At 29.9% G+C, this 20,811-nt stretch carries 19 protein-coding genes and 2 tRNA genes; 19 read left to right on the top strand and 2 right to left on the bottom strand.

All coding sequences use genetic code 11. The features are described from left to right. Positions 1-32 precede the first annotated feature (32 nt). The 8 genes from rlmB to tamB all read left to right on the top strand — a co-directional run bounded on the left by rlmB (position 33) and on the right by tamB (position 9,355). Positions 33-776 (top strand): 23S rRNA (guanosine(2251)-2'-O)-methyltransferase RlmB, encoded by a 744-nt coding sequence (gene rlmB / locus GN161_RS01305; protein ID WP_159714858.1) that lies wholly within the window; start codon positions 33-35, stop codon positions 774-776. A gap of 183 nt (positions 777-959) precedes the next feature. Continuing rightward, entirely contained in the window at positions 960-1,322 is a 363-nt protein-coding gene (gene rpsF / locus GN161_RS01300; protein WP_159714856.1) for a 30S ribosomal protein S6, read from the top strand. Between the two features lie 227 nt (positions 1,323-1,549). Next, positions 1,550-1,777 (top strand): 30S ribosomal protein S18, encoded by a 228-nt coding sequence (gene rpsR / locus GN161_RS01295; RefSeq protein WP_159714854.1) that lies wholly within the window; start codon positions 1,550-1,552, stop codon positions 1,775-1,777. A gap of 49 nt (positions 1,778-1,826) precedes the next feature. Beyond that, the gene (rplI, locus tag GN161_RS01290) at positions 1,827-2,297 is read left to right on the top strand and encodes a 50S ribosomal protein L9 (RefSeq protein WP_159714852.1); all 471 of its coding nucleotides are present in this window, start codon (positions 1,827-1,829) and stop codon (positions 2,295-2,297) included. Positions 2,298-2,573: 276 nt separating this feature from the next. Beyond that, positions 2,574-3,332 (top strand): 3'(2'),5'-bisphosphate nucleotidase CysQ, encoded by a 759-nt coding sequence (gene cysQ / locus GN161_RS01285; protein WP_159715526.1) that lies wholly within the window; start codon positions 2,574-2,576, stop codon positions 3,330-3,332. 445 nt (positions 3,333-3,777) lie between these two features. Then, positions 3,778-4,536: an autotransporter assembly complex protein TamA gene (locus tag GN161_RS03280; protein WP_236840115.1), complete on the top strand. Its 759-nt coding sequence runs from the start codon at positions 3,778-3,780 to the stop codon at positions 4,534-4,536. Further along, positions 4,515-5,519, top strand: coding sequence for an autotransporter assembly complex protein TamA (locus GN161_RS03275; protein ID WP_236840114.1), 1,005 nt, complete (start codon positions 4,515-4,517; stop codon positions 5,517-5,519). Before GN161_RS03280 ends, GN161_RS03275 begins: the two co-directional genes overlap by 22 nt. A 44-nt stretch (positions 5,520-5,563) precedes the next feature. Next, positions 5,564-9,355: an autotransporter assembly complex protein TamB gene (gene tamB, locus GN161_RS01275; protein WP_236840113.1), complete on the top strand. Its 3,792-nt coding sequence runs from the start codon at positions 5,564-5,566 to the stop codon at positions 9,353-9,355. A 70-nt stretch (positions 9,356-9,425) separates the two neighbouring features. Here the strand turns inward: tamB and ppa are convergent, their stop codons facing one another. Together ppa and ispB are read right to left on the bottom strand one after the other, a co-directional pair. Then, entirely contained in the window at positions 9,426-9,959 is a 534-nt protein-coding gene (gene ppa / locus GN161_RS01270; RefSeq protein WP_159714848.1) for an inorganic diphosphatase, read from the bottom strand. A gap of 238 nt (positions 9,960-10,197) precedes the next feature. Beyond that, positions 10,198-11,169, bottom strand: coding sequence for an octaprenyl diphosphate synthase (ispB, locus tag GN161_RS01265; RefSeq protein ID WP_159714846.1), 972 nt, complete (start codon positions 11,167-11,169; stop codon positions 10,198-10,200). A gap of 197 nt (positions 11,170-11,366) precedes the next feature. Here ispB and rplU point away from each other — a divergent pair, with 197 nt between their 5' ends. From rplU to GN161_RS01210, 11 genes are all read left to right on the top strand, one after another. Beyond that, positions 11,367-11,693: a 50S ribosomal protein L21 gene (gene rplU / locus GN161_RS01260; protein ID WP_159714845.1), complete on the top strand. Its 327-nt coding sequence runs from the start codon at positions 11,367-11,369 to the stop codon at positions 11,691-11,693. Positions 11,694-11,709: 16 nt separating this feature from the next. Further along, a complete protein-coding gene (gene rpmA / locus GN161_RS01255) occupies positions 11,710-11,970 on the top strand; it encodes a 50S ribosomal protein L27 (protein WP_159714843.1) in 261 nt (86 codons plus the stop codon). A 556-nt stretch (positions 11,971-12,526) separates the two neighbouring features. After that, positions 12,527-13,576, top strand: a complete 1,050-nt coding sequence (obgE, locus tag GN161_RS01250; protein ID WP_159714841.1) for a GTPase ObgE — start codon at positions 12,527-12,529, stop codon at positions 13,574-13,576. Between the two features lie 306 nt (positions 13,577-13,882). After that, complete coding sequence (gene greA, locus GN161_RS01245) at positions 13,883-14,359, top strand: transcription elongation factor GreA (RefSeq protein ID WP_159714839.1); 477 nt, start codon at positions 13,883-13,885, stop codon at positions 14,357-14,359. A gap of 383 nt (positions 14,360-14,742) precedes the next feature. Continuing rightward, positions 14,743-15,369, top strand: coding sequence for a 23S rRNA (uridine(2552)-2'-O)-methyltransferase RlmE (rlmE, locus tag GN161_RS01240; protein ID WP_159714837.1), 627 nt, complete (start codon positions 14,743-14,745; stop codon positions 15,367-15,369). A gap of 70 nt (positions 15,370-15,439) precedes the next feature. Beyond that, positions 15,440-17,368 carry an ATP-dependent zinc metalloprotease FtsH gene (gene ftsH, locus GN161_RS01235; protein ID WP_159714835.1) on the top strand — a complete coding sequence of 643 codons (1,929 nt, stop codon included), beginning with the start codon at positions 15,440-15,442 and terminating at the stop codon, positions 17,366-17,368. 131 nt (positions 17,369-17,499) lie between these two features. Then, positions 17,500-18,351: a dihydropteroate synthase gene (gene folP / locus GN161_RS01230; RefSeq protein ID WP_159714833.1), complete on the top strand. Its 852-nt coding sequence runs from the start codon at positions 17,500-17,502 to the stop codon at positions 18,349-18,351. Between the two features lies 1 nt (position 18,352). Continuing rightward, positions 18,353-19,711 (top strand): phosphoglucosamine mutase, encoded by a 1,359-nt coding sequence (gene glmM / locus GN161_RS01225; protein ID WP_159714831.1) that lies wholly within the window; start codon positions 18,353-18,355, stop codon positions 19,709-19,711. 154 nt (positions 19,712-19,865) lie between these two features. Continuing rightward, positions 19,866-20,150 carry a preprotein translocase subunit SecG gene (gene secG / locus GN161_RS01220; protein WP_159714829.1) on the top strand — a complete coding sequence of 95 codons (285 nt, stop codon included), beginning with the start codon at positions 19,866-19,868 and terminating at the stop codon, positions 20,148-20,150. Between the two features lie 42 nt (positions 20,151-20,192). Next, positions 20,193-20,278: transfer RNA gene (locus tag GN161_RS01215), tRNA-Leu, on the top strand. 72 nt (positions 20,279-20,350) lie between these two features. Continuing rightward, a tRNA-Met gene (locus tag GN161_RS01210) sits at positions 20,351-20,424 on the top strand. The last annotated feature ends 387 nt before the right edge of the window (positions 20,425-20,811 follow it).

Below are 20,811 nucleotides of genomic sequence, written 5' to 3'. Positions count from 1 at the left end.
TGTGTGCTGAAACAATTGTTTTAATATATAAAATGTGCGAATTAGTGTATGGTATACATGCTGTAAAATCTGTTTTAGATAATCATTCAAAGCGAATTTTATCTGTGTATGTTTCTTTAAAATCTAAGGATTTGCGTTTACGGGTATTAATTGATCAAATAAAACAATATAAAATTAGCATTCAAAAATGTGATCGTCGACGGTTAGATATTCAAGTGCAAGGTGCGTTGCATCAAGGTATTGTTGCTAAAATAGCTAAAAAATATTGTATACAAGAAAGTGATTTACCTAATTTTTTAATGAAATGTAAAACTATACCATTGTTGGTTATATTAGATGGCATCACTGATCCACATAATTTAGGAGCATGTTTGCGATCTGCAGATGCAGCTGGAGCACATATGGTTATTGTACCACGTGATCGTTCAGCATCTGTAAATGGTACGGTTAGAAAAGTAGCCAGTGGATCTGTAGATCATATACCTTTTATGCAAGTAACTAATTTAGTGAGGACATTACGATTACTTCAAAAAAATAATATTTGGATTATTGGTACTGTTGTGCAATCTAAACGTTTCATTTTTGAAAGTAAATTAATTAGACCGTTGGCTTTTGTAATGGGTTCCGAAGGGAATGGTATTCGTTATTTGACTCAGAAAAATTGTGATGAACTAATTACTATTCCTATGTTAGGGGCTGCAGAATCACTTAATGTTTCAGTGGCTACAGGAATATGTTTGTTTGAAGCATTAAGACAACGTGAGAAATTTAAATAGTATAATCGATTAATATTATATGGTATTGCGATGAATCATGGAAATTTGATGTTGTGCAAATTTATATTAAACAAAGTTGTTTACGGGTAGAATACATAAATAAAGTGAATATTTTATAATTTGTTATAAGAATATTATTAATTTAAATAAGGTGAAAAATTTTAGAATGAAAGGAATACAGTAATGCGTCATTACGAAATAGTTCTTATGGTACATCCTGATTGCAACGAACAAATCTCCAGTATAATTAATAACTATATAGAAATAGTTGTTAATGCTCGAGGAAAAATTCATCGTACAGAAAATTGGGGGAGTCGTCAATTAGCATATCCAGTTAAAAAGTTGAATAAAGCTTATTATGTGTTATTGAATATAGAAGTGTCTCAGGATACTCTTACAGAATTGAATGATGCTTTTCGGTTTAATGATGCTATTTTGCGTACTATGATCATTAGGACTAAGTATGCGATAATTGATCCATCTCCTATGATGCAGAAGAAGGAAGAGAACCGAGAGTGTCATGTGATTGGTACACAGAACAACTAATATATATAATGTGTGTATTTTAATCATGAAGTAAATTGCATGTTTTCATAAAGAAATATTTAGATATTATATTTATTTAATTAATTTTTGTGAATTTTTAGAATAAATAGTATTGCAGGTGTATAAATTTGTTGTGTTACGTATGTTGATTATAAAAGTAACATAACTGATTATAACACAATAATTAAATGTATACAAACATTTACATTGGACATATGGAGTTAGTTATGGGACGCTTTTTACGTCATCGTAAATTTTGTAGATTTACGGCAGAAAAATGTATTAATATTGATTATAAAGATCTCGTTACAATACAGTATTCTATTATAGAGAGCGGAAAGATTATTCCAAGTAGAATTACTGGAACACGGGCAAAATACCAAAGACAATTAGCTCGTGCTATTAAGAGGGCACGTTATTTATCTTTGTTGCCGTATACTGATCATCATCAGTAATTTGGATTGTTGGATTAATATAATTTTATATGTTATAATGGGAGTGATAATGAAAGTTATATTACTAAATAATATTGACAAACTTGGAAGTATAGGTTCAGAAATTACAGTACGGGCGGGTTATGCGCGAAATTTTTTAATACCAAAATCTCAAGCAATGCAAGCTACAAAAAAAAATCTCGAAATATATAAAGCAAAACAGCTTGAATTGCAAACTAAAGCTGTGGAAGCACAGAATAAAGCTGAATTTTATGCAGAAACAATTAATAAATTAGGTAGTGTTATTATTAGAGTTAAATCAGGCGTGGAAGGGAAATTATTTGGTTCTATTGGTGCTCGTGATATAGCTACTGCTATCACAAAAGCTTCTGGTCTTAATATTTATAAATCTCAGATTAGGTTACCTAATCATGATGTATTAAGAACTATTGGCACATACAATGTATATATTCACATTTATAATGAAATTTTTGCTAAAATAAACGTTGTTGTTCTTAGCCAAGATTCTAATAGTAAATAACTACGAATAATGTAATAATTTTTTATTATGTGTTATAAAAAAAGATTTTTTTCATTTATTACTTTTGTACAATAATAAAATATAGTGTGAATTTGTTTACTTATAGCTATATAAAAAATTTTAGAATATCTAATTAACGGACAATTGTAGTGTATATGGTGGCTTAAAAACAAGCGTAGATTTTGTAAATTTATTATTGATATATGTTGTGAATATATATTTAGGAGTATACTAAAAATTAGTAGGATATATATTATTATGATATTCCATTATGGAATGGTTGAAAAAATAAGTTGTATTGCTCGCGTAGCTGGAGCAGAAGTTATGAAAATTTACAATAGGAGTATAAAGTTATATAGATATAAAAAATTAGATACATCTCCTGTAACTAATGCTGATTTATTTTCTCATAAAATTATCATGTGTTTGTTGAAACATTTGACACCTGATATTCCAATTTTATCTGAAGAAGATATCACTAAATGGAAAGAATGTAGAGATAAAAATTGTTTTTGGTTAATAGATCCTTTAGATGGAACTAAGGATTTTTTATTACATAATGGTGAATTTACTGTTAATATTGCTCTTATAGAATATGGGCAACCTATTATGGGAGTGGTATATGTTCCTGTGTATAATATATTATATGCAGCAGATAATGGGCAAGTATGGAAAATTAATTCTCAAGGAAAACGTTTAAATATTTCAGTACGTACATCTCATAATCCAATTGTAGTGATGAGCCGTAGTAATAATATATGTTACGATCAATATAAATTGCATAATTATTTAAAAACATTAAAAAATTATAAAATTATTAATATTGGATCATCATTTAAGTTTTGTTTGATAGCAGAAGGCAGTGTACAATTTTACCCGAGATTTTCTTATACTAAAATTTGGGATACAGCTGCTGGACATGCAATAGCAATGACAGCTGGTGCTGTAGTTAATGATTGGTATGGTAATCCTTTACATTATAAAAATATTAATCGATCTTTTTTAAATCCAGGTTTTCAAGTTTCATTAAATTAATCTGATTATATGCTGATATTTTTATATCCATATTATTGTGATATTAATAATTATCATCAGTACTTAAAAATTTTAATTTATAAGTTTTGTTTATCAGGATTATTACTTAGATTTACATGTGAGATGTGACATATTGAGTTTTTATATTAATTAAAGAATGGTGATTTGAGAATCAATAGAAATATTCATGTTTGTATATGTTATTATGAGAAAATTGTTGTTTTTTGATTGATAAAAATTAATTTTTTTAATTAAAACTGTATGTTTTAAAAAATTAGTAATTGTATATTTATTATATTGAATAGTTTACAAATAATATAAGATGTTTGTGATAAGGTTTATTTTTAATAAATATGTTATATTTATAATTGGTTTATTAATACTGTTTGCATTTAAAATTTTATATACTTAGTATTTAATATACGTGCAAGGACAATAAAAATATATGATGGTACGATTATATTTGATAGTTTATCTATTTATACCGTTGATGTGTAATAGTGATATTAGTTTAAGAGTAGAAGGATTAGATAGTGAATTAGAGTATAATGTACGTAAAAGATTATCGGATATTAATACTAATGTAAATTATGTAGATTCGGGTTTGAAAAAAAAAATAGATACTGCAATTAGATCTGGATTACGTCCATTAGGTTATTATGCGCCTACGTTGTTTTTTTTTTCATTTCAGTCTTTAAATACAGCAGATCCTGATCTGTTAGTTATTAAAGTTGAACCTGGAATGCCAGTTATAGTTACCGAAGTGAATGTTATCCTCAGTGGAGATGGCATAAAAGATGTTGATTATCAGAAAATAGTAAAAGACAGTAGGTCTTTTATTGGAAAAAAATTAAATCACAACGATTATGAACAGTTTAAAAACAAACTGTATAATTTGGCATTATTTAAAGGGTATTTTGACGCTAAATTTCAAAATAGTCAACTTGTTGTTATACCGTCTCGTCATCAGAGTATTTGGAATATAGATTTTTTTAGTGGCCAACGTTATGTTTTTGAAAGAATTAAATTTCATGGTAGTCACATTAAAGAAAATTATTTAAAAAATATATCTAATATACACCCAGGAGAATATTATAGTGCTGAATCTGTTATGGCATTGAATCGTCGGCTTTCTTCTACTAATTGGTTCGAGTCAGTATCGATTTCTTCAGATTATGTGCATTGTCATCAAAAAAAAAATTAATATTAGATGTTTTACTGTATCCTTGCAGTAAAAATAATTTTGCAACTGGGTTTGGTTATGCTGTTGATACAGGTCTACGCACTAAAATTATTTGGAAAAAACCGTGGGTTAATGCGTATGGACATAGTTTAGAAAGTAATTTTAGTTTATCTACTTCAGAGCAATTTATCGATTTAAGCTATAAAATTCCACTTTTTAGTAATCCATTAGAGCAATGTTATTTATTGCAAGGAGGGTTAATACATGAAGATACACATAAGATTCAGTCTAGTATTGTAACTATGAATGTAGCTCGTTATTGGAATTGTTCTCATCAATGGAAACGTGCAATTAATGTCTACTGGTACTGTAATCAGTGCTCTAAGAATTGTGTTACTAAAAATGTAAGATTGATTTATCCGGGGATAAGTATATATCGCATTCGGAAACGTGATGAAGTCGCGTTATATTGGGGGGATAGTCAGCGTTACTCAATTCATGTATCTAATAATTGTTGGAAGTCAGATATTAATTTTATTGCTGTGCAAGCGCAAAATACTTGGATTCGTACGTTGTTAGAAAAACATCGTTTTTTAATTCGTGGAAATTTAAGTTGGATAGACACTAACAATTTTTCATCTATTAATTTACCATTACGATTTTTTTCCAGAGTAGACAGTGGTATTCGTGGATACAAATATAAATGTTTATATCTGTGTGATAATTCTGAGTGTTTTATAGATGTCGCTACTAAATTGATTACTACTACATTTGAATATCAATATAATATAATTAGTAAATGGTGGGGAGCTATTTTTATAGATGCAGGAGAGATTACTAATGATGTTAAATGGAATAATTTTAAATCTGGAATAGGTATTGGGGTGCGATGGCAATTACCAATAGGCCCTATAAAATTAGACATAGCAACTCCATTGGTGCATAGAGGAAAAATAAATCATAGATTTTTATATTTGTACGTCAATTTAGGACCAGATTTATGAGCTTTATAAATAAAATCTGTGTGATTTTTTTATTATGGACTGTAATGATGTGTGGAGTTTTTATATTTTTATTAGGCACTAATGTAGGAACATATTTAACTCTCACAGGTATTACATATTGTATTCCTGGATTGAAATTTGATTCTGTTTCTGGCGGGTGGGGTGATTTCAATATAAATAATATGGTATACAATACATCAATGGGTACAATTGCCGTTGATAAATGTAATATTTTTTTAAATCTAAAATGTATATGGAATAAACAGATATATATTGATCATCTTTTTTTAGAAAATGTTCATATAAAAATAAATAAAACTGATATGATACATAAAGAACATAAAAGATATGAAAAAATAAAAAAAGATAATATTTTTTCTGTTCCCTTTCCTATAATATTAAAAAATGTGACATTGCATAATACTCGTATTAAAGTAAATAATGTTATATTTGAGTTAATAAAATTAGATGCTGGATTGATATTTCAAAATAATTTATTGACAGTGTTGCCTGTAAATATCAAAGGAGCGGTTGTAAATATTACTGATATAAATATGTCAAATGTTAAAACTAACGCGATAAATATATATAGGTATAGTAGTAATTGGAATATAAAGTTTTTATTAAGATCATTATCTAATCAATTATTAACAACATTGTCTTATTGCAATATTCCTTTAAATATCATTGTAGAGGATATAAAAGGAGAGAATTGTTATATTTTTGATAAATATAACCATCGTTATGTAGTTAATTATTTTTTTTTACAAACATATTTATGTAATCAGGTTGCAAATATTAAATTGAACATTAAATTACCATACGGTTATTTTAACATAACAGGTAATGTAATATTTCAAGAGTATTACCCAATAAACATCATAGCTAATTATATTTTATGTGATGCTATTAATACTAGCAGCAGTTCTGATAATATTGAGAATAGAGATGTAAGTCAGATAAAATTAGTTATTACGGGGGAGTTGTATAATGAGTTATGCCTTAAATGTGATTTTTTAGGTGCTATTGCTACAGTGCATGTATTATTAAAAACTAGGATAATGCAATTTGGTGTGCCTATAAGTATATCTGTGGTGGGCAGAAAAATACCACTTTATTTTTTGGGAAAGAATGATGCTTTGGTAGAAGAGTTTGATTTTTATTTAGATGGTGGAGTACGAAATTATTGTATTCAAGTAACTTCGAAATTAAGTGGTGCCACATTTTCATCAGCACGTATAGTTATGGATGTTCAAGGAGATGTTAATGGTTGTATTATTTCTAAATTGAGAGCAACCGTTTTGGATGGATATATTGAGATGAAAGGAGTGGTGAATTGGAACGATATGATTAGTTGGAATAGTGTATTTGTATTAAATAAAATCAATATTTTTCAAAAATGGTTGAAATATCCTATCAAATTATCAGGCAATATTACTAATCAGGGGCGTTTGTGTTCTAATATTTGGGATGTAGTGGTGTCCAACGTAAATCTCCATGGGAGTATAGAAAATAATCGTATCTCATGTATAGGCGCATTATATATCAATTCAATTGGGAAATGGAAAATTCCTGCATTATCAATCAAGTGGGGCTCTAACATGTTAGAAATAAAAGGAGACTTAAAGGAAGAAGCGTCTGTTTGTAATATAATGCTTGTAGCTCCAGATCTCAGTACAATTGTACCTGAATTAAGTGGAAGTGTATATGGAAAATTTAAATTATATGGTCCTTTTAGATGTGCTAGATTGTTATTGAGCATGGATGTATGTTCTTTATGTTGGAGAGATAAGGATCTTAATATCGATAAAATAACAGTGAATAGCGACGTTTGTTGTGATGTTGGTCAACCAAGCAAATTTTTTTTTCAAGCAGATAAGATAAGATACGGAATGTTTTCTTTACGTAAGTTAATTGTACAAGGAAAAGGTAATATTAAGCAACATTTTGTACGTTTAATAACTGATGGTGATATGTTGTCTGGAGAAATAAAATTGTGTGGTCATGTAGATTTTGTTCATAAACATTGGAATAGTAGAATTTATAAAACAAGTATTATTACTGCAATAGGAACGTGGAAATTAATGCAGGATGTTGTTCTTACTTATCAATATTTAACTCGGAAAATGATTGTTGATTCGCATTTTTGGGAAGGTATTGATTGCGTAATTCCTGTGTCTAATGTTTTAAAAATTAACATATTAAATAAAGTGAATGATTTATTGAAAAATTTTAATTTAGTTTCTTTAAAAATTTTATTGCCAGAATTAATAAGTGTAAACGCTGTTCGTATATATTGTACCAATTGTTATTGGACATGGGGCGCTTTGTTACCTAGGGGTACAATTTCATTGTCAGGAAAACGATTTTATATAAAGTCTTCTATCAAAGAAGCAAAGACTACTGTGATTAAAATTAATAACATAAAGGTAAAGGCTGTATTAACTCAAAAGGATGTATATTGTAAGTGGGGTATGAATATTGGAGATGATGATGAAAGTTCTGGAACGTTAAGAATAGATACTACATTATCCAATACATCTAAAATAGAGGGTAATGTGCAGATTAAAAATATTTTGTTGGTTCCTTTTTGTAATTTATTGGTTTGCTTGAAAAAACCTGTAAGTGGATTATTAAATTTAAATATTCATTTTTATGGATATATACATCAATTACGCATTCATGGTTCAGCTCGGTTACAAAATTTTAGTATTAATCAACCTAAGACTCCATTTTTTTTTAAAAACGGAGTCTTATTCATAAATTTTTTTGGGGATCATGCTGTATTAAATGGAATAATAGATACAGATTATGGATGTAGGTTGTATTTAGATGGTGATATTATTAATTTTAATTCTATTAGTAATATACGTGTATTTTTTAAAATACGAGGCAATCAAGTTAATTTTTGTGCATCTCCCGATATAATGGTAAAAATGTCTCCTGATATTATTTGTACTATTACTTCAAAAAAAATTCATATACAAGGGAATATAGAAATTCCTTGGGCTTATATTAAGGCGAAGGAATATTCAAAAAATATAATAAGCATTTCTTCAGAGGAAATTTTGTTAGATGATAATTTCATACCTATTTCAGATGATTCTAAAAATTTGTTTATTTCTGTATCTTCCGATATCAATGTGCGTCTTGGTAATGATGTGCATTTCAATGGATTCGGTTTGCGTATGAAATTAAGGGGTAATTTAGGAATTCGATATAATAACAATCATATAGCATTAACGGGGAATGTTGATATACCTTCTGGTCATTTTCAAGCATATGGACAAAATTTAATAATAAAAAAGGGACAATTACTATTTTCTGGGGCAATAAATCAACCATATCTTGATGTTGAAGCAGTTTGTGATTCGTCTAATATTAAAAATGGGAGTGTAATTGGTATACGAGTTACTGGTATTTTTAGTCAACTCAAAATAGAAACTTTCTCTAATTCATTGTCTTTTTCTCCGCAGGAAGTAATTTCTTATTTATTCGATAGGAACAACAATGTAGTAACTTCTAATACAGATGCTAATCTAGCGACGTCTTTATTAATTGGAGCAAGTATTAAGAGTAGTGAAAAGTTGATTAATAAAATAGGAAAGGTATTTGGTGTGCAAGAGTTGACATTAAATACTCAAGATTTTGGTATTGCTTCGTGGGTTGCGTTAAGCGGATATATCGCTCCCGGTTTACAAATTAAATATGGAGTTAGTATTTTTGATTTATTGACAATAATAACTGCACGTTATTGCTTGTGTTCACAACTCTATTTAGAAGTTACATCTGGAAGCAATCAAGCAATTGATGTATTATATAAATTTGCTTTTTAATTATTTTGTATTTAGCAATAGTATAAAGCATTACCTATTATGTGTGATATAAACATATATACGTATAAAATTATATGTTGTTTTTAAAACGTTCAAAAGAGTTTAAAATTTCTGTTTTAGCAGCATTAATGTTGCCCCAACTTTTTATTTTTACCCATTTTCCAGAATCTAAATCTTTGTAATTTTTAAAAAAATGATTGATTTGTTTGCGTAATAAATCTGGAATATCATTTATATCTTTTATTAAAGAATATTGTTCTGATATTTTATCATGAGGAACTGCAATGATTTTAGCATCTTCTCCAGATTCGTCTATCATATTGAGTATACCGATAGGTCGACAACGTATTACACAACCTGATCGTAAAGGATATGGAGTAGGTACTAAAATATCTACTGGATCTCCGTCTAAGGATAGGGTATTATTAATATAGCCATAATTACAAGGGTAAAACATAGGTGTTAATAAAAAACGATCAACGAATACTATTCCTGTTTTTTTGTTAATTTCATATTTAATTGGATCAGAATGAGCTGGAATCTCAATAATAACATATATGTCTTCTGGAATATTTTTTCCTGCCGGAATTTGGTGAAAGGACATCTATATTGCCTATATATAAGTAATAAGTTATTAAAAAGTAATCATATGTCATTTATATTTTATAATCAATATATTATGTATACAATGCTGATTGTATGCTTATAAGCATAAGAAAGATTTTTTCATATTTTTATGAAAAAAAGCATATTATAGCTGATAGCTATTCCAATTATAGTTTTCTGAGTTCTGTGTATATGATTGTTGGTCTCAATATATTTGTAGCTTTTGAAATATAAAACTAATGGATTCTTTGAATTACATAAGTAGCTAAACTTGCCAATGCTTGTCTATAAGGAGAAGGAGGTAAAATTTTAAGACAAGAAATAGCTTTGTTAATTTCTGTTTCAGCGCGTTGTCGAGTATATTCTAATGATCCATGTTGATTCATTGTATCTAGAATGATATTTAACGAATGGCGATTGTTACCTTGTTTTATGGCTTGACGTATAAGTAATGCCTGTTTTGGAGTACTATGATGAATAGCATGTAGTAAAGGGAGAGTGGGTTTTCCTTCATTTAAATCATTTCCAATATTTTTTCCAAATATTGTTTCTGATGCATTATAGTCTAATAAATCATCAATTAATTGAAAAGCAATTCCTACGTATCGTCCATAATTACGTAATGCTTTTTCTTGATAAGCATTGGCATCGGCTAGAATAGCGGATGATTGAGAAGCTACTTCAAATAAACGAGCAGTTTTGCTGTAAATAATTTTCATGTAATTATCTATAGTAATAGATGGATTATTGCGATTTGTTAATTGTAACATTTCTCCTTCTGCTATGATATTAACAGCATCTGCCATTAAAGACAATATTCGTAAGGATTCTAATTCAGTCATCATTTGAAAGGCTCGTGTATATATAAAATCTCCTACTAATATACTAGCAGTATTACCAAAGATCATATTAGTAGTTATTTTACCGCGCCTCATATGTGATTTATCCACTACATCATCATGTAATAAAGTAGCAGTATGAATAAATTCTATTAACGTGGCGATGGTAACATGTTGTACTTTTTTATAGTGTAATGCTCTCGCAATTAATAACGTAATCATTGGTCGAATTCGTTTTCCGCCGCTATTAACAATATATTGAACAAGTTTATTAATTAAAGTAATGTCAGATGTTAATCGTGTGCGGATTTCTGAATTTACATCCGCCATATCTTGTTTAGTTAGTTCAGAGATTTGGTTAATATTCATTGATGTTATTATAGTTATCAAATGTCAGGTGTAATGTATTATACTTACATATGCAAAAAATGACTTATGTTAAATTAAACTATACTATGAGTAATGTATGTAAATTTTATTATTGTGTTGTGAAACAGTTTTTTTTAATGTATAAGAACGTATATAGAAATAATATCAGATTATGTACAAGAGATGGATGATTATTTATGTATGCAGTTTTTCAAATTGGTAGTAAACAGTATCGTGTTAATGAAGGTCAGGTAATTCATGTAGAAAGGCTTGATATTGACGTTGGTGATCAAGTTATGTTTAGTCAAATATTACTTATTAAAGATGAAGAATACCTGCTTATAGGGGATCCTTTTATAAAAAAAGGGCAAATTATAGCAAAAATTACCGCTCAAAGTTTGGATCGAAAAATAGAGATTATTAAATTTAGACGTCGTAAACATTTTCGTAAATTTCAAGGACATCGTCAATGTTTTACAACTATACAAATAATAAGTATAAATGGTTACAATCTGAATAATTAAAAAATAGGGAATAAAAATGGCACATAAAAAAGCCGGTGGCTCTACTCGTAATGGTCGGGATTCACATAGTAAACGTTTAGGAGTGAAACGTTTTGGAGGTGAGTTTGTATCTTCAGGTTCTATTATTGTGCGTCAACGTGGCAATACGTTTCATCCAGGAAAGGATGTAGGCTGTGGAAGAGATTATACTCTTTTTGCTTTAAAATCTGGAAAAGTTTTATTTGAAAAAAAGGGAGCATGGCGTCGTAGGTTTATTAGTATTGTTTCTGACGAATAAAAACTTAAAATTGTTAATATTGTTATGTAATAATTAATTTTATTATTTTATATAAAGTAAATAAATGGGTTTAATCAGAACTATTTTAGTTTTGGTTATAGAATTATAGTAATGATAGTGTTGGTATTTTACCAGTGATATATTATTTTTTATGGAGTAAAAAGGAGTGATTAAGACAATGAGATTAAGTGTTCATTTGGATTTTAGGATATAGTTTTTGTTACAAAATATGGTAGGGATATAGGAAATCTAAGTATTATTTAGACGCGTAATTTTTATAACTTATATATTTACACTTATGTTATAATTTTGTGTATAACATATATAGATTGGGTATGTTTTATTGAAATTATAGTAATTTTGTTATTTTTAGATTATTCATAATTGAGTTTTTGTTAAGAATAAAAATGATGCGTTTTATTCGTTGCGTATAGTAAATAAAATATTAAAAAGATGATTTAATAGGATGCACACACTTCATTATATATGCAGATATTAAGTTATTAAACGATGGTTTTATATATTATAAAATGTAGATATGTGTTAGAGATATATTATGAAATTCGTCGATATGGTCAACATTATGGTTGTTTCTGGTAATGGAGGGAATGGTTGTGTTAGTTTTCAAAGAACAGGAAGGAGAACATCTTTTTTAAAAAAACCTAATGGTAGCAATGGAGGAGATGGTGGTGATGTTTGGTTATTAGCAGATCCTAATATGAATACTTTACATTACTTTTATTCTAACCGTGTTTTTAGGGCTGGTCATGGTCAATGTGGTCGTGGTCGTGGTTGTACTGGTAAAAAAGGAAAAGATGTTATTGTGAAAGTTCCGTGGGGAACTAGAGTGAGTTATCAAAAAACAGATAAGTTATTGGGAGATATGGGTAGTCACCAAAAGTGTTTAAAGGTAGCTACAGGAGGAAGGCATGGTTTAGGTAATGGACATTTTAAGTATTCTTTACGTTGTCGTAAAGAACTTTGTAATACACATGGGGCTGTGGGAGTAACCCAACATTTGCTATTAGAATCTCTTCTTATAGCAAATGTTGGGTTACTTGGATTACCCAATTCTGGAAAATCTAGTTTTATTCGTATAGTATCATCAGCTAAACCAAAAGTAGCAGATTATCCATTTACTACATTGGTGCCGCATTTAGGTGTAGTACAGATTAATAGTTATGATAGGTTTGTTATTGCAGATATTCCTGGTATTATTAAAGGTGCCTCTAATGGAGCAGGATTAGGGATACGGTTTTTAAAACATCTAGAACATTGTCAAATTTTGCTACATTTTATTGATATTGCTCCTGTAGATAACTCTGATCCATTAGAAAATATTGTGACTATTAAACACGAGTTAAGTAACTATAATGAACATTTGATTTGTAAACCTTGTTGGTTAGTTTTTAATAAAATAGATTTACTAGAGAAATATGTAGCTGAAAAAAGGATTGAATATATTATTAGTGCCTTAAAATGGAAAGGGCGATATTATTCTATATCTTCTAAACACAACATTAATGTATTGTTCTTATGTAATAGTATCATGCAGTTTATTAATCATCAGACTAGCAATCAAGAATATATTTCTTCATATGCGTAAGATAATACAACAGTATGGTGAAATTAGTTTTGTTATGTGTATTATGAATAATACACATAATAGTTGTTAATTTTAGATTTTTAATATTGTGGTATTAGAATTTTACATGTTTTCTGTAGAAAAGGGTTATTTATAAGATAGTGTATATGTATTAAAGCAATATGTTTGTAATCAGATTATTAGAAATTAGATATAGTAGTGTTGTTGAAAGACCGAAATGTGTAATATTTTGTTAATCATGTAAAGTATTACATAGATGGGTTTATTTTTTCAAAACGTATGTAATATATATGATGAAGGTAAAACATGCAGTATATACCTATGACTTTACGTGGAGCTGAAAAATTAAAAGAAGAACTAGATTATTTAAAAAATATTCGTCGTCCGGAAATTATAAAAAATATTTCTGAAGCGCGTGGGCACGGTGATTTAAAAGAAAACGCTGAATATCATGCTGCTCGTGAACAACAAGGATTTTGTGAGGGTCGTATTCAAGAAATAGAATCTAAACTTTTTCATGCATATATTATAGATGTTACTAAGTTAATTACTGATGATAGAGTAGTGTTTGGTGCTACGGTTGGTATTGAAAACTTGGATACAGCATATAGACATACATATAGTATTGTGGGGGATGATGAGGCCAATCTCAAGGAGCATATGATTTCTATTCATTCCCCTATTGCCAGGGGTTTGATTGGTCATAAAGAAGGGGATATTGTTCATATTAATACTCCAAAAGGGGAGATAAGATATAAAATTATTCAGGTTAAATATTGTTAAGAATATGTTTGTAGATTTTATTAGTTTTTGAAAAATTTAATAGAATAGTTATGGAAATTAAGGAATTTACATTTTGTTTGTAACATAATTCGTGTTAATTGGTGTTTTAAAATAAAAATGATACAAATGAGTATTATTTATTAGTAAATTTATATTTTTATTGTTGTGTAGTTTTAAATATTTGATGTTTGAAGATTAGATATGTTTTTTATAAGTGTTATTTGTAATTTTTAGGAGAATATATACACTAGGTATGTACAAAAATTGAATCTATTTTATATTAAATTTTTTATTTTTTTATTTAAGAAGGATTGAAGGAAATATAAATGACTGCTATTTCATTAATATTGTATTTCTTAAAAATATTTAAGAAGTAGTTTGCTATGGTGAATAGGAAATGTTCTATACGTTCTTCAGTATGGTTACAAAAGCATTTCAAAGATCAGTATACAAAAGAAGCACGAAGGCAGAAATTGAGGTCACGGTCTTGGTTTAAACTTGAGGCAATAGACCAAGTGGAATCGTTATTTTCCACTGGTATGACAGTAGTAGATTTAGGATCAGCGCCTGGTGGTTGGGCATTGTATGTAAAAAATAAAATAGGAATTACAGGACGTATTATAGCGTGTGATATGTTATCTATGCGTAGTATAGATGGAGTTGATTTTTTAAGAGGAGATTGCTCTGATCCTAATTTTTTTAAAGAATTGTGTATGTGGATAGATCAGAGAAAGGTTCATATTGTGTTATCTGATATGGCTCCTAATGTAACTGGTATATCGATAATTGATGTTAGTCAGTCTATGCATCTTGGAAATGTGGCATTAGATATATGTCGTAATATATTGATGTGTGGCGGGGCTTTTTTAGTGAAAGTTTTTCAAGGTAAAGGTTTGGATAAATACTTGTGTGATGTGCATTCTTTATTTAACATAGTAAAGATCCGTAAACCAGATGCTTCTAGGGCTCAGTCTAGCGAGGTTTATATTGTAGCGAAAGAACGTAAGTAAACATAATTAAATGCAGATGTTTTAAAGTTTTCAAATTTTGTTGTAATGCGAGGTTAATCTTTTGAGTGATATGGCAAAAAATTTGGGTCTTTGGTTAGTTATTGCAGTAGTTTTGATGTCTTTATTTCAAAGTTTTGGACCTAGTGACTCAGGTAGTCGCAAATTGGACTATTCTACTTTTATGTATGATTTAAACCAAGATCAAGTTAAAGAAGCTCGTATTAATGGTCGTGAGATTGTAGTTATCAAGAAAGATAGTAATCGTTATATTACTTATATTCCAGTAAATGATCCGAAGTTGCTTGATATTCTTTTAACTAAAAAAGTTAAAGTAGTTGGGGAGCCTCCAGAAGAGCCTAGTTTAATTACATCTATTTTTATTTCTTGGTTTCCAATGTTATTATTGATTGGAGTGTGGGTGTTCTTTATGCGTCAAATGCAAGGAGGTGGTAAAGGAGCGATGTCTTTTGGTAAAAGTAAAGCACGTATGCTTACTGAAGATCAAATAAAAACCACTTTTGCAGATGTGGCAGGATGTGATGAAGCAAAAGAAGAAGTAAAAGAATTAGTAGATTATTTGCGTGAACCTAGTAGATTTCAGAAATTAGGAGGGAAAATTCCAAAAGGAGTATTAATGGTAGGGCCTCCTGGTACTGGTAAAACACTATTAGCAAAAGCAATTGCTGGAGAAGCAAAAGTTCCATTTTTTACTATTTCAGGTTCTGATTTTGTAGAAATGTTTGTTGGAGTTGGAGCATCTCGTGTGAGGGATATGTTTGAACAAGCTAAGAAAGCAGCACCATGTATTATTTTTATCGATGAAATTGATGCAGTTGGTCGCCAAAGGGGAGCAGGTTTAGGAGGAGGGCATGATGAACGTGAACAAACTTTGAATCAGATGTTGGTAGAGATGGATGGATTTGAAGGAAATGAAGGTATTATTGTTATAGCTGCCACTAATCGCCCAGATGTGTTAGACCCAGCTTTATTGAGACCAGGAAGATTTGATCGTCAAGTAGTTGTAGGATTACCAGATATTAGGGGACGAGAACAAATTTTACAAGTACATATTAGTCGTGTTCCGCTGTCATCAGATGTAGATATATTAGTGATTGCGCGAGGTACACCGGGATTTTCAGGAGCGGATTTAGCCAATCTTATAAATGAGGCAGCATTGTTCGCCGCCCGCGATAGTAAAAACATGGTGTCTATGCTAGAATTTGAAAAAGCTAAAGATAAGATTGTAATGGGTGCAGAACGTCGTTCTATGGTGATGACGGATGCTCAAAAAGAATCTACAGCTTATCATGAAGCGGGGCATGCTATTATTGGTAGATTAGTACCGGAGCATGATCCAGTACATAAAGTAACTATAATCCCTAGAGGACGTGCTTTAGGTGTAACATTTTTTTTGCCAGAAGGTGATGCAATTAGTACGAGTCGTCAAAAATTAGAAAGCCAAATTTCTACATTATATGGAGGTAGGCTGGCTGAAGAAATAATTTATGGAGCGAATAAAGTATCAACCGGCGCATCTAATGATATTAAAGTAGCTACTTCCATTGCTCGAAATATGGTAACGCAATGGGGATTTTCAGAAAAACTTGGGCCGTTATTGTATGCGGAAGAAGAAGGAGAAATTTTTCTTGGACGTTCAGTAGCGAAAGCAAAACATATGTCTGATGACACTGCTCGTATTATCGATCAGGAAATTAAATTTTTAATTGAAAGAAATTATATTCGTGCTCATAAGCTTTTAATAGAAAATGTCGATATTCTTCATGCTATGAAAGATGCATTAATAAAATACGAAACAATCAATGCGTCCCAGATAAATGATTTAATGAATAGAAAATCAGTGCAGCCTCCAGATGGGTGGGCAAACAATACATCTGATGCTGATGATAATAAGGAGGATGTTTGTGTGTCTTCTGAAAAGGAGCCTAAATCAGTAGATAGAGAATCTTATAATGATAATCCTGACGCTGCATCACAATAATATATAATGATTTTAATACGGAAATAGAAAATTAATATTGTTGTAAATATTAAATAATATTTTGTATTCTTATATAAACTAAATGATATAAATGAATTTTAAATAGTACTTGGAGATTTTTTGATATTGTTATGTTGTTAGTTACAAATAAACGTACTTTAGATCTTTCCGAAGTTCAAATTATGGGTATTTTGAACGTTTCTCCTGATTCTTTTTTTGATGGAGGGAGATATTGTACTCTTTCTAAAGCAATTGATCATGCATTTGCTATGATTACTTATGGTGCTACTTTCATTGATGTTGGAGGAGAATCAACACGACCTGGAGCTGATATTATTACTGATGAAGAAGAAGCAGAACGTGTTATACCTGTAGTACGCGCTATAGCACAACGTTTCGATATTTTTATTTCAATAAATACGTCATCAGCATTAATAATACGTGAAAGTGCAGTTATTGGTGCTCATTTGATCAATGATGTACGTTCTCTTACCAATGAAGGGGCTATGCAAGCCGCATTATATTGTCGATTACCAGTGTGTTTAATGCATATGCAAGGCCAACCTAAAACTATGCAAAATTTTCCTACATACTCTAATATTATAATTGAGGTAAATGAGTATTTTAAGCAACAAATTGTGCGTTTTGAATCAGCGGGTATTAGCAAAGATAGATTATTACTTGATCCTGGTTTTGGTTTTGGGAAAAATTTAACACATAATTATCAATTATTGGCTAATTTGAAATATTTTCATCATTTTGGTGTACCTTTATTAGTAGGTATATCACGTAAATCTATGCTTAATATTAGTTGTAATCATGATAATCCTCAACAGAGATTGATAGGTAGTATTGCTTGCGCAGTGATTGCAGCTATGCAAGGTGTGCAAATTATTCGTGTGCATGATGTCAAGGAAACAGCAGAAGCATTAAATGTTGTTCAAACTATGTTGAAACAGCAAAAAAATAAGGAAAAGGACTAATATGAATCGCCACAAATACTTTGGTACTGATGGTATTAGAGGTAGAGTTGGGAGAATTCCAATTACTCCAGATTTTATTTTAAAACTTGGTTGGGCCGCTGGAAAGGTATTAAGTCGTTTTAGTAGCGGGAGATCTGATCATATTATTATTGGCAAAGATACTCGTATTTCTGGATATATGTTAGAATCAGCATTGGAGTCAGGATTAGCTGCTGCTGGTTTATCTGCGGCATTAACTGGTCCCATGCCTACTCCAGCTATTGCATATTTAACTCGTGCTTTTAGAGCTGAAGCTGGTATTGTAATTTCTGCTTCGCATAATCCTTTTTATGATAATGGTATTAAGTTTTTTTCTATTAAAGGTACTAAATTAGATAGTGAAGTAGAACATTCTATAGAAATAGAATTAGATAAATGTTTGACATGTGTTGAGCCAAAGGAATTAGGAAAAGCTAGTCGTATTGGTGATGCTGCTGGTCGTTATATAGAATTTTGTAAAGGGACTTTTCCTTCTCATCTTAGTTTAATGAAATTAAAAATAATTGTAGATTGTGCTAATGGAGCTACTTATCATGTTGCTCCGAGTGTATTTCGTGAGTTAGGGGCTGATGTAACTACGATTTCGTGTTGCCCCAACGGAGTAAATATTAATAAAGAATGCGGTGCGACAGATATTCGGCAGTTACGTGCTCAGGTGTTAGAAAAAAAAGCAGATTTAGGTATTGCTTATGATGGAGATGGCGACAGAGTAATTATGGTGGATCATTTTGGAAATAAAGTAGATGGTGATCAAATGTTGTATATTATTGCTCGAGAAAAATTGTATTGTCGACAATTAACGGGGGGTATCGTAGGAACTCTCATGAGTAATATGGGACTGGTGTCAGCATTAAAACAGTTAAATATTCCTTTTACCCGTGCTAATATCGGTGATCGTTGTGTGCTTGCGATGTTAAAAAAAAAAGGTTGGTATATTGGTGGTGAGAATTCTGGTCATATTGTTCTTTTAGATAAAACTACTACGGGGGATGGTATTATTGTTGCCCTTCAAATATTATCAGCTATGGTAAACAATTGTGTAAGTTTGTATGAATTATGTAACGATATGTGTTTATTGCCTCAAATTTTAGTGAATGTATATTGTTCCGGTGTTCATAATCCTTTAGTATCTGATTTGGTGATAAAAGAAATTAAAGCAGTGGAACAAGAGTTATCTGAACAAGGACGTGTGTTGTTACGTCGGTCTGGTACTGAGCCATATATTCGTATTATGGTAGAAGGCAAATGTTATAATAAAATATTATATTTAGCGAATAGGATTGCTTCTGTGATAAGGGCGGAAATCAAATCGGTACAATAGTAATTGAGTGTGAATATTTAGTATGTATTATTCAATTATGATACCAGTTAGTTATATAATTAATATTATATGAAAAGAATTTCAGTTCAATTTTAGTGAATGTAGATATTTTTAACGGTAATAGTATATATTTATATAAGGAAGATATAATGCAATGTATCAATTTTTTTTGGTTATATTTTTAATTATAGCAGTAGCGTTAATTACGTTGATTATGTTACAGCAAAATAAGGACAATGATTCAGGAGGAATGTTTAGCAGTTATTCTTTAGGAGATATGTTAAATTCAAGAGGTTTGAATGATGGTGTAACATGTTTAATAGTAATTTTAGCCATATTATTTTTTTTATTTAGTTTGTTATTAGGAAATATTAATAGTAAACAAAATCAAAAACACATGCAAACCAGTATGCAAAATAATCAATTTAAAAATAAATAAGATTATGTTCTGATACATATCATTCATTGGTGATCATCAATGACCGAGGTGGTGGAACGGGTAGACACGCTACTTTGAGGGGGTAGTTCTCTTATTTGAGATTACGGGTTCAAGTCCCGTCCTCGGTATTGTTTTATTACATAAATAGTTTGCTTTTTTAGAGTTAAATAGTGTACAATCATTTTTTATTTCAATACAACCGCGGGGTGGAGCAGTATGGTAGCTCGTCGGGCTCATAACCCGAAGGTCGTTGGTTCAAATCCGACCCCCGCAACCGTGTTAAATAATTAGGTTTTTGTTTATGCCCTGAAGCGACAATAGTAGACGTTTTGTATTTATTGAGTCCTATATTGTTGTAATATGTGAATAAAAGAAAGTATGTTGATGTTATACAGTAAGTGGTATAATTTATGAACATTAGTTATGGTAAATGTTGGTATTTGGCAATATTGATAGATTAGTTTTAATATTGATAGTGTATCTAAAAAAAAATAGATAATTTAGATAATTATCGTGTATAACAATTGCTTAAGATTTTTTAATTTTGGTAATATTAAGAGGAATTTTTTTGTGTTTCAATATTATTTGATGTAAAAGGGATAATAAACTTGGGGGTATATCGGTGCTTTATTATAGTTTTTTATAATTGCATTGTTGGGTG

Origin of the sequence: Blochmannia endosymbiont of Camponotus nipponensis, from assembly GCF_009827135.1 — a bacterium.
GTDB lineage: Bacteria > Pseudomonadota > Gammaproteobacteria > Enterobacterales > Enterobacteriaceae > Blochmanniella.
The sequence above is the reverse complement of the archived record's forward strand: the minus strand, read 5'-3'. Positions and strand labels throughout refer to the sequence as shown.

What these genes read in the sequence shown, in the direction of transcription:
- rlmB (WP_159714858.1), top strand. Translation starts at nt 33, where the DNA reads ATGTGCGAATTAGTGTATGGTATACATGCTGTAAAATCTGTTTTAGAT.
- rpsF (WP_159714856.1), top strand. Translation starts at nt 960, where the DNA reads ATGCGTCATTACGAAATAGTTCTTATGGTACATCCTGATTGCAACGAA.
- rpsR (WP_159714854.1), top strand. Translation starts at nt 1,550, where the DNA reads ATGGGACGCTTTTTACGTCATCGTAAATTTTGTAGATTTACGGCAGAA.
- rplI (WP_159714852.1), top strand. Translation starts at nt 1,827, where the DNA reads ATGAAAGTTATATTACTAAATAATATTGACAAACTTGGAAGTATAGGT.
- cysQ (WP_159715526.1), top strand. Translation starts at nt 2,574, where the DNA reads ATGGTTGAAAAAATAAGTTGTATTGCTCGCGTAGCTGGAGCAGAAGTT.
- GN161_RS03280 (WP_236840115.1), top strand. Translation starts at nt 3,778, where the DNA reads ATGATGGTACGATTATATTTGATAGTTTATCTATTTATACCGTTGATG.
- tamB (WP_236840113.1), top strand. Translation starts at nt 5,564, where the DNA reads ATGATGTGTGGAGTTTTTATATTTTTATTAGGCACTAATGTAGGAACA.
- ppa (WP_159714848.1), bottom strand. Translation starts at nt 9,959, where the DNA reads ATGTCCTTTCACCAAATTCCGGCAGGAAAAAATATTCCAGAAGACATA.
- ispB (WP_159714846.1), bottom strand. Translation starts at nt 11,169, where the DNA reads ATGAATATTAACCAAATCTCTGAACTAACTAAACAAGATATGGCGGAT.
- rplU (WP_159714845.1), top strand. Translation starts at nt 11,367, where the DNA reads ATGTATGCAGTTTTTCAAATTGGTAGTAAACAGTATCGTGTTAATGAA.
- rpmA (WP_159714843.1), top strand. Translation starts at nt 11,710, where the DNA reads ATGGCACATAAAAAAGCCGGTGGCTCTACTCGTAATGGTCGGGATTCA.
- obgE (WP_159714841.1), top strand. Translation starts at nt 12,527, where the DNA reads ATGAAATTCGTCGATATGGTCAACATTATGGTTGTTTCTGGTAATGGA.
- greA (WP_159714839.1), top strand. Translation starts at nt 13,883, where the DNA reads ATGCAGTATATACCTATGACTTTACGTGGAGCTGAAAAATTAAAAGAA.
- rlmE (WP_159714837.1), top strand. Translation starts at nt 14,743, where the DNA reads ATGGTGAATAGGAAATGTTCTATACGTTCTTCAGTATGGTTACAAAAG.
- ftsH (WP_159714835.1), top strand. Translation starts at nt 15,440, where the DNA reads ATGGCAAAAAATTTGGGTCTTTGGTTAGTTATTGCAGTAGTTTTGATG.
- folP (WP_159714833.1), top strand. Translation starts at nt 17,500, where the DNA reads ATGTTGTTAGTTACAAATAAACGTACTTTAGATCTTTCCGAAGTTCAA.
- glmM (WP_159714831.1), top strand. Translation starts at nt 18,353, where the DNA reads ATGAATCGCCACAAATACTTTGGTACTGATGGTATTAGAGGTAGAGTT.
- secG (WP_159714829.1), top strand. Translation starts at nt 19,866, where the DNA reads ATGTATCAATTTTTTTTGGTTATATTTTTAATTATAGCAGTAGCGTTA.